This is a genomic window from uncultured Meiothermus sp. (assembly GCF_937863175.1).
Lineage (GTDB): Bacteria > Deinococcota > Deinococci > Deinococcales > Thermaceae > Meiothermus.
The window spans coordinates 1-5,619 of the sequence record NZ_CALMCQ010000364.1; the positions used below are offsets into that span (position 1 = coordinate 1).

Sequence of the window (5,619 nt, forward strand, 5' to 3'; positions counted from 1 at the left end):
CCGGCCCTCACGCCCATGCACCGCCGAGCGACTGCTGAGCGTGAGTAAGCCGGGGGAGATAGCCGAGAGCGAGACTCCCCAGACCCCGCTCAGGATGAAGAGCAGGATGGGCGACTGCGCATGGGGGGCTACCAACAGGGCCAGCAGCCCGACCCCACCCCCGATCAGGGTCACGATCCCCATACCGAGCCGTTGCGAAAGATATCCCCCCAGGCTCTTACTGAAGCTCTCGGCCAGCAGGTGGATACTCCAGGCGGTGCCGATCACAGCCAGCGTGAACCCCAGATTGGCCCCGTGGATTGCCAGATAGCCAGCAAAAAACCCACTGCGTACCCCCTCGAGCAGACCCCAGGCCAGTATCAGCCGTAACACCGGTGACAATCCCTTGAGGCGCCAGGGCAAATACTTTTGCAACCTCATACGCACGGCTTAGAGTATACCTGTGCGAATCTCGGTGGTGATTCCGGCCCGGAATGAAGAACAGTTTATTGTGGGGTGTCTCGAGGCCCTTGGGCGCCAGACGCTGCAACCGTACGAAATAATTGTGGTGGACAATGGTTCAAGCGATCGTACGGGTGAACTTGCACGGGGCATGGGGGTCAGGCTGGTTCGCTGTCCAACCCCCGGCGTAGCGGTAGCGCGTCAAGCGGGTCTGGAAGCGGCCAGCGGCGACTGGGTGGCCACCACCGATGCCGATAGCAGGCCGGTAGTGGGCTGGCTCGAGGCCCTGCGACCCCACATGGAAACCAGTGTGGCCCTCTACGGCCCCCTGCGCATGTTTGGACTTCCAGCCTGGCAGGAAGAACTTACCGAACTGGGGTATGGAATCTTTCTAAAGACCATGATGTTGCTGGGCAGGCCCAACCTGGCTGCTGCCAACATGGCTTTTGATCGGCTGACTGCGCTGTCGGTGGGGGGCTACCCGATGGTGGAGGCTCGAGAGGACGTGATTCTGGGCTGGAATCTGAAGGCCAAAGGCCGGGTGCGCTATGTGAGAGACGCACTGGTACTAACCGCATCCCGGCGGGTCAGGGGCGGCTGGTTCAATTTCTTGATGCAACAGGCCAGGAACCTTAGCGGGAATTCGTCAGGCTACTTTGCGGCAGACGGGGGAAAGGAATCTTGAGGCGGCGCGGCTCAAACTCCACCAGCCGGGTGGCTTCGTCATAGACCGCTACAATCTGCTCGGCTACACGGTGGGCTGTACGGCGGTCGGCAAACTGGCGCGCACTCACGCTAAAACGCTGCCAGAGGTTTTCATCTAACAGCAGCTCGAGGGCCTTTTGAGCCATGGTCTGGTAGTCGCCGGGCTGCACCAGATAGCCGCTGCTACCCACATCCACCCCTTGCAGGGCACCCTCGGCCCCCACCACCACGACCGGCACGCCTACGGCCTGAGCCTCCCAGATCACCAGCCCCTGGGTCTCGGTCTCGCTGGCAAACAAAAAGAGCTCGGCCATCCGGTAATAGCCGCCAATTTTCTCATACGGCACCGGCCCTACAAAGGTGACGTGCTCACCTACCCCCAGACGGTGGGCCAGTTGGGTCAGTTCCTCCCGATCGGGCCCCATCCCGACCAGCGCCAAGTGGGCGTCGGACTCCTTGCGAATCTCGGCCAGGGCACGAATCACCACATCCACGCTCTTTTCCCTGCCCAGCCGCCCCACATGCAGCAGACGGCGTTTGCCCGAAGGCCAGGGCGAAACCGGGTCGGGGGCAGCCTGCAAGATATCGGTGTCTATACCCGTCGGGATCACCTTAATCTCGCGCTCGATCTCGTAGCTTTCGGCCAGTTTCTTGACCGGATCGGTGGGAGCAATCACCACGTCGGCGCGGTTGTAGAAGGCCTGGCAGACCTTTTGCATAATGCCCATGTATTTGTCGAGCATGGCCACGCCGGGGATGTAGTGGGCATATTTTTCCAGGTGAGTGTGAAAAGTCGAAACATGGGGCAGGCGGTTGCGGTAGGCCAGCCGCGCACCCCAGATTCCGATAAAGAGCGGGGTATGGGTGTGGAAAATCTCGAACTCGGTGGGGAGCAAACGGCTGCTGGGCATGGCCAGGCGCTGATTTTCGAAAAAAGGATAGGCCACGCTGGGCACCCGCACCACCCAGTCCTCGCGGGGGTCGGCGTCGGGCATCTCGGGGGCCAGCACCCAGGCCTCGTGTCCCATGCGGCGCAGCTCGCGCTTAAGCAGGTAGACACTGGTCGCGACCCCGTTTGGGCCAGGCAGATAGGCGTCGGTGAACAGGCCGATGCGGTAAAGACGCACGGGTCTATGTTAGCACAGCCATCAATTGGTTCCTCCGAGGTGGGCTTTGTACGTCATAAACCCAGATCTGTACAGATATTTTAGTATTTGGGTGGGGGGTTGCGGAAGCCCTCGAGCCACCCCTTGAGTATGATGCCCGCCCCGGCCAGCCCCCGCCGGTGGAGCCTGACCCAGAACAGTCCAAGGCTATTTAACATCCAGAAGGTCTTGCCCAACAGCCCGTAAGCGTCGGAGCGAATCAGCCAGGCCCGGTTGCGGGCCTCGAGAAAAAACTGCTCGTCTGTGGCGGTTAGGGCCGAACTAAAGGGGTCGCGGGTCTTGTGGACTACCACGCTGTCTTTCACCAGAAAGCCCAGACCCCTTCGTAGCAGCCGGCCGCTATACTCCAAGTCGTCGTTCCAGAGAAAGTAGGCCTTGGTCGGCAGGGGGTGTTGCAGAACCGCCGAGCGCCGAACCAGCATCGAGGCATAGGTACCAAAGCGGATCGGAACCATCTCATGGCCCCAGGCCTTGAGGATCAGGCCGGGATGTCTCAGGTCGGGCCAGGGGAGGCCCATGGGGTGGGTTCGACCGTCGATCCAGGTCAGCCGGCTCAGAAGCACACCGGGCTCCTGGCCCAGACAGTGGGCGCGTTCCAAGCCCCTCATAAGCCGGCCCAGGCTATCGGGCTGGGGGTGGGCGTCGTCATCCAGCAACCAGATCCAGTCGTACTCGAGGCCCCGGGCCATCTGTAGACCATAATGAAAACCACCCGCCGCACCGGTGTTTTCCGGCAGGCGCCGGTACTCAACCTGGGGAAAATGCTGTTGCACCATCTCTCGGGTGCCATCGGTGGAGGCGTTATCTATAATCAGAATCTGGGCAACGGGATAATGCTGCTTTAACAGCGCCGTCAGGCAGTCCCGTAAAAGCTGCTTTCGATTGTGGGTAACCACCAGCGCAAGAATAGAAGCTTTCATAAAAGGTCTAAGTCGAAGAGCCCTGCAGCTGCCGAGCAAGGGTAGCCCCGATCTCCTCTGCAATCACCGGCAAGGCTCCCCCGGGGCCGCTACGCTCCAGGCCCTCTTGCCGGGCTTCTTCGCGGGCCAGGGGATCGAGCATATACCGGCCAACTGCTTGGGCAATAATACCAGCATCTGCTTCAACCAGACAAAGGGCCTTTCCCAGCAGCCGGCTTTGCCGGAGAGCAAAGGGCCTGATGTACTGTGGCCCCGTGGTGGCAAAGGCCACCAGCGGGATCCCCATCGCTGCGGCCTGTTCGTTGGCGAAGCCAGCCGTGCCAACGGCCAGCTGGCTCAGGTGTAAAATGGCCGAAAAAGCCCCCCTGAGCAGCCAGACCTTATGAGGACCATGCCGCGCAAGCGCGGTCTGCTCGTCCACTACCTCAAGCTGCCAGCCCTCGGCTAAAGGGAGGTCGGAAAAATCTGCCGCCCAGGCCACCAGCGCTTGCATCTGGGGCAGCAAGGAGGCGCTTTGCAGCATTATGGGCAGGCTGAAGCGCCGGTCATCGCGGCTTCCGGGCAGCAGCGCCAGTACCGGCCGGCCATCCAGCAGTTCGCTCAAGTCACGCTCGGGCGCTGTGAGGGTGTCCAGGGCCATGCTGCCCACAAAACGCGCTTTGTGCATCCCCAGCTGGTGGGCACGTTCCTGGCTTAGCCGGTCTCGCACATAAACAGCCTGCACAAAGCGGTGCATCCAGCGCTCACAGAAGATATAGTCTTCCACCGGGAACTGGTTAATCTGCTTCAAGCGGTCCCAAAGGCTGCGCCCGGCCCAGTAGTGGTGCGATATCAGCGGCTGAAGGTGAAACAAAGGCAGCCTGCCCCAGTCCGAAGCCAGGCAGCCCACCAGCAGAGCAAAGGCATCGCCTACCACGGCCACACCCCTGAGCTGCCGCCTGGCCACCTGGGCGGCGCGCATCTGCCCTAACGCCTCGCTGACCAGACCTGCTCTGAGGTCGGCAATAAGGTTTTCCAGGCTGTTGAAAGGGAAGCCGCCCGACGGCATCTCGCAGCGCGGGCCAAGAATTTCACCAACCCGGCCCTCGTACCGCCTACCGGCCCCCACTAGCGGTAAGGCAGCCAGTGACAGGCCGTCGAGATGCTTGCACAGAGTTGCGCCTATCAGGTCTTCGGCGTTGCCATTGGAAACTATTAGCAGATCGGTCATGCGGACTTAGCCTGGACAGAGCTCAAGGTGGTCTCTATGGCTATGCTGACCGCTTTGGCCTGAGTGGAAAGGGGAAGGTAGGCCTGCGGCTGGTGCAGGGCCAGGGTCTCGTCTGGGGGCAGGTGAATGAAGCCGGTGGGAACGCCCTGTGGCAGCCAGGCCAGGGCCAGAAACATGACCTGGTTGCACAGATAGGTTCCGGCGCTGTTGCTCAGGAGGCCCGGGATGCCCTCCCTGCGCCACTCGCTCTGGATCATCCGCAAGGGTAGCCTGGAAGCCAGCGCCAGCGGGGCCTGGAGCAAAATGGGCTGGTCTTGCGGCCTGGCACCGGCGTTGTCGGGAGTCTCGAAGTCCAGCAGATTCACCGCCAGGCGCTCGATAGAGAGCAAGGGACGGTTTACCGCAAGGCCCAGATGGACTGCCGCAACGGGCTGGTAGACCCGGTAGAGCCTCGCCAGCTCCTCTGGAGCATGCCGGGTGTCCACCGGCAGACGGGCTTTAATGATCTGGTGGTTTTGCAGATGCTCGGGTAGGAGCTCGAGGATGGCGCTGCTGGGGTTGTGGGACAGACCGGCAAAGGGCTCAAATCCCGTGACCAGAAGATTCACCCCGCTAGTTTATATCACCCGGCGCGATAAACTAAGTTACTCCCCCTGGGCATGGCCCGGGTGGAAGAGTGTCTTATGTGGACTGCAACCTTTGTATGATTGTGACGGCGGAGTCTATTTGCAACCGTTACCTGCCCGGCCTGCCCCAGGTCGCCAGAGCGATAATTTTTGCTCAGGCCGAAGGCCCACGGGTCTTGCTCTGCCCCCAGGAGCGGCTAAGCCTGTATGCCGAACTGGGCGCGCTGGGGGTCTCGGCTTATCTGAACCCCGGCTTGGAGGCGGTGGGGGAAGCAGAGGTCGTGGTGATGAGCTACCCGCAAGCCCTGGGGGTCTTTCCGGCCCAGCCCCAGGACTGGCGGCTGGTGCTCGAGGTCAGTCGCCGCTATCTGCGCCACGACCTGCTGGAGCGCCTTTATCGGATGGGCTATCTGCGCGAGGAGGACTACCGTGTCCAGGGCGACCGGATTGAGCTGGAGGGGCTCAGCCTGGAGTTTTTTGGTGACGAGCTCGAGACCATCAGAGTGGAAGGCGAGACCCGGAAACGCCATATCCTGACCGCCCGCCAGGGC

5 protein-coding genes and 2 pseudogenes are annotated in these 5,619 nt (G+C 61.7%); 2 read left to right on the top strand and 5 right to left on the bottom strand.

Features of this window, described 5'->3' with window-relative positions:
* Positions 1-426 (bottom strand): annotated as a pseudogene (locus Q0288_RS13595) (MFS transporter); the annotation flags it as partial.
* Between the two features lie 16 nt (positions 427-442).
* Here Q0288_RS13595 and Q0288_RS13600 point away from each other — a divergent pair.
* The gene (locus Q0288_RS13600) at positions 443-1,126 is read left to right on the top strand and encodes a glycosyltransferase family 2 protein (RefSeq protein WP_299431335.1); all 684 of its coding nucleotides are present in this window, start codon (positions 443-445) and stop codon (positions 1,124-1,126) included.
* On the opposite strand, the gene Q0288_RS13605 is transcribed toward Q0288_RS13600, so the two are convergent.
* From Q0288_RS13605 to Q0288_RS13620, 4 genes are all read right to left on the bottom strand, one after another.
* A complete protein-coding gene (locus Q0288_RS13605; protein WP_299431338.1) occupies positions 1,074-2,273 on the bottom strand; it encodes a glycosyltransferase family 4 protein in 1,200 nt (399 codons plus the stop codon). The two genes, Q0288_RS13600 and Q0288_RS13605, sit on opposite strands and share 53 nt — an antisense overlap.
* An 80-nt stretch (positions 2,274-2,353) precedes the next feature.
* The gene (locus Q0288_RS13610; RefSeq protein WP_299431341.1) at positions 2,354-3,232 is read right to left on the bottom strand and encodes a glycosyltransferase family 2 protein; all 879 of its coding nucleotides are present in this window, start codon (positions 3,230-3,232) and stop codon (positions 2,354-2,356) included.
* Between the two features lie 7 nt (positions 3,233-3,239).
* Complete coding sequence (locus Q0288_RS13615) at positions 3,240-4,442, bottom strand: lipid-A-disaccharide synthase-related protein (RefSeq protein WP_299431344.1); 1,203 nt, start codon at positions 4,440-4,442, stop codon at positions 3,240-3,242.
* A complete protein-coding gene (locus Q0288_RS13620; RefSeq protein ID WP_299431347.1) occupies positions 4,439-5,050 on the bottom strand; it encodes a pyroglutamyl-peptidase I in 612 nt (203 codons plus the stop codon). Before Q0288_RS13620 ends, Q0288_RS13615 begins: the two co-directional genes overlap by 4 nt.
* Positions 5,051-5,145: 95 nt before the next feature.
* Here Q0288_RS13620 and Q0288_RS13625 point away from each other — a divergent pair.
* Positions 5,146-5,619: pseudogene (locus Q0288_RS13625) on the top strand (transcription-repair coupling factor); the annotation flags it as partial.

What these genes read in the sequence shown, in the direction of transcription:
- Q0288_RS13610 (WP_299431341.1), bottom strand. Translation starts at nt 3,232, where the DNA reads ATGAAAGCTTCTATTCTTGCGCTGGTGGTTACCCACAATCGAAAGCAG.
- Q0288_RS13615 (WP_299431344.1), bottom strand. Translation starts at nt 4,442, where the DNA reads ATGACCGATCTGCTAATAGTTTCCAATGGCAACGCCGAAGACCTGATA.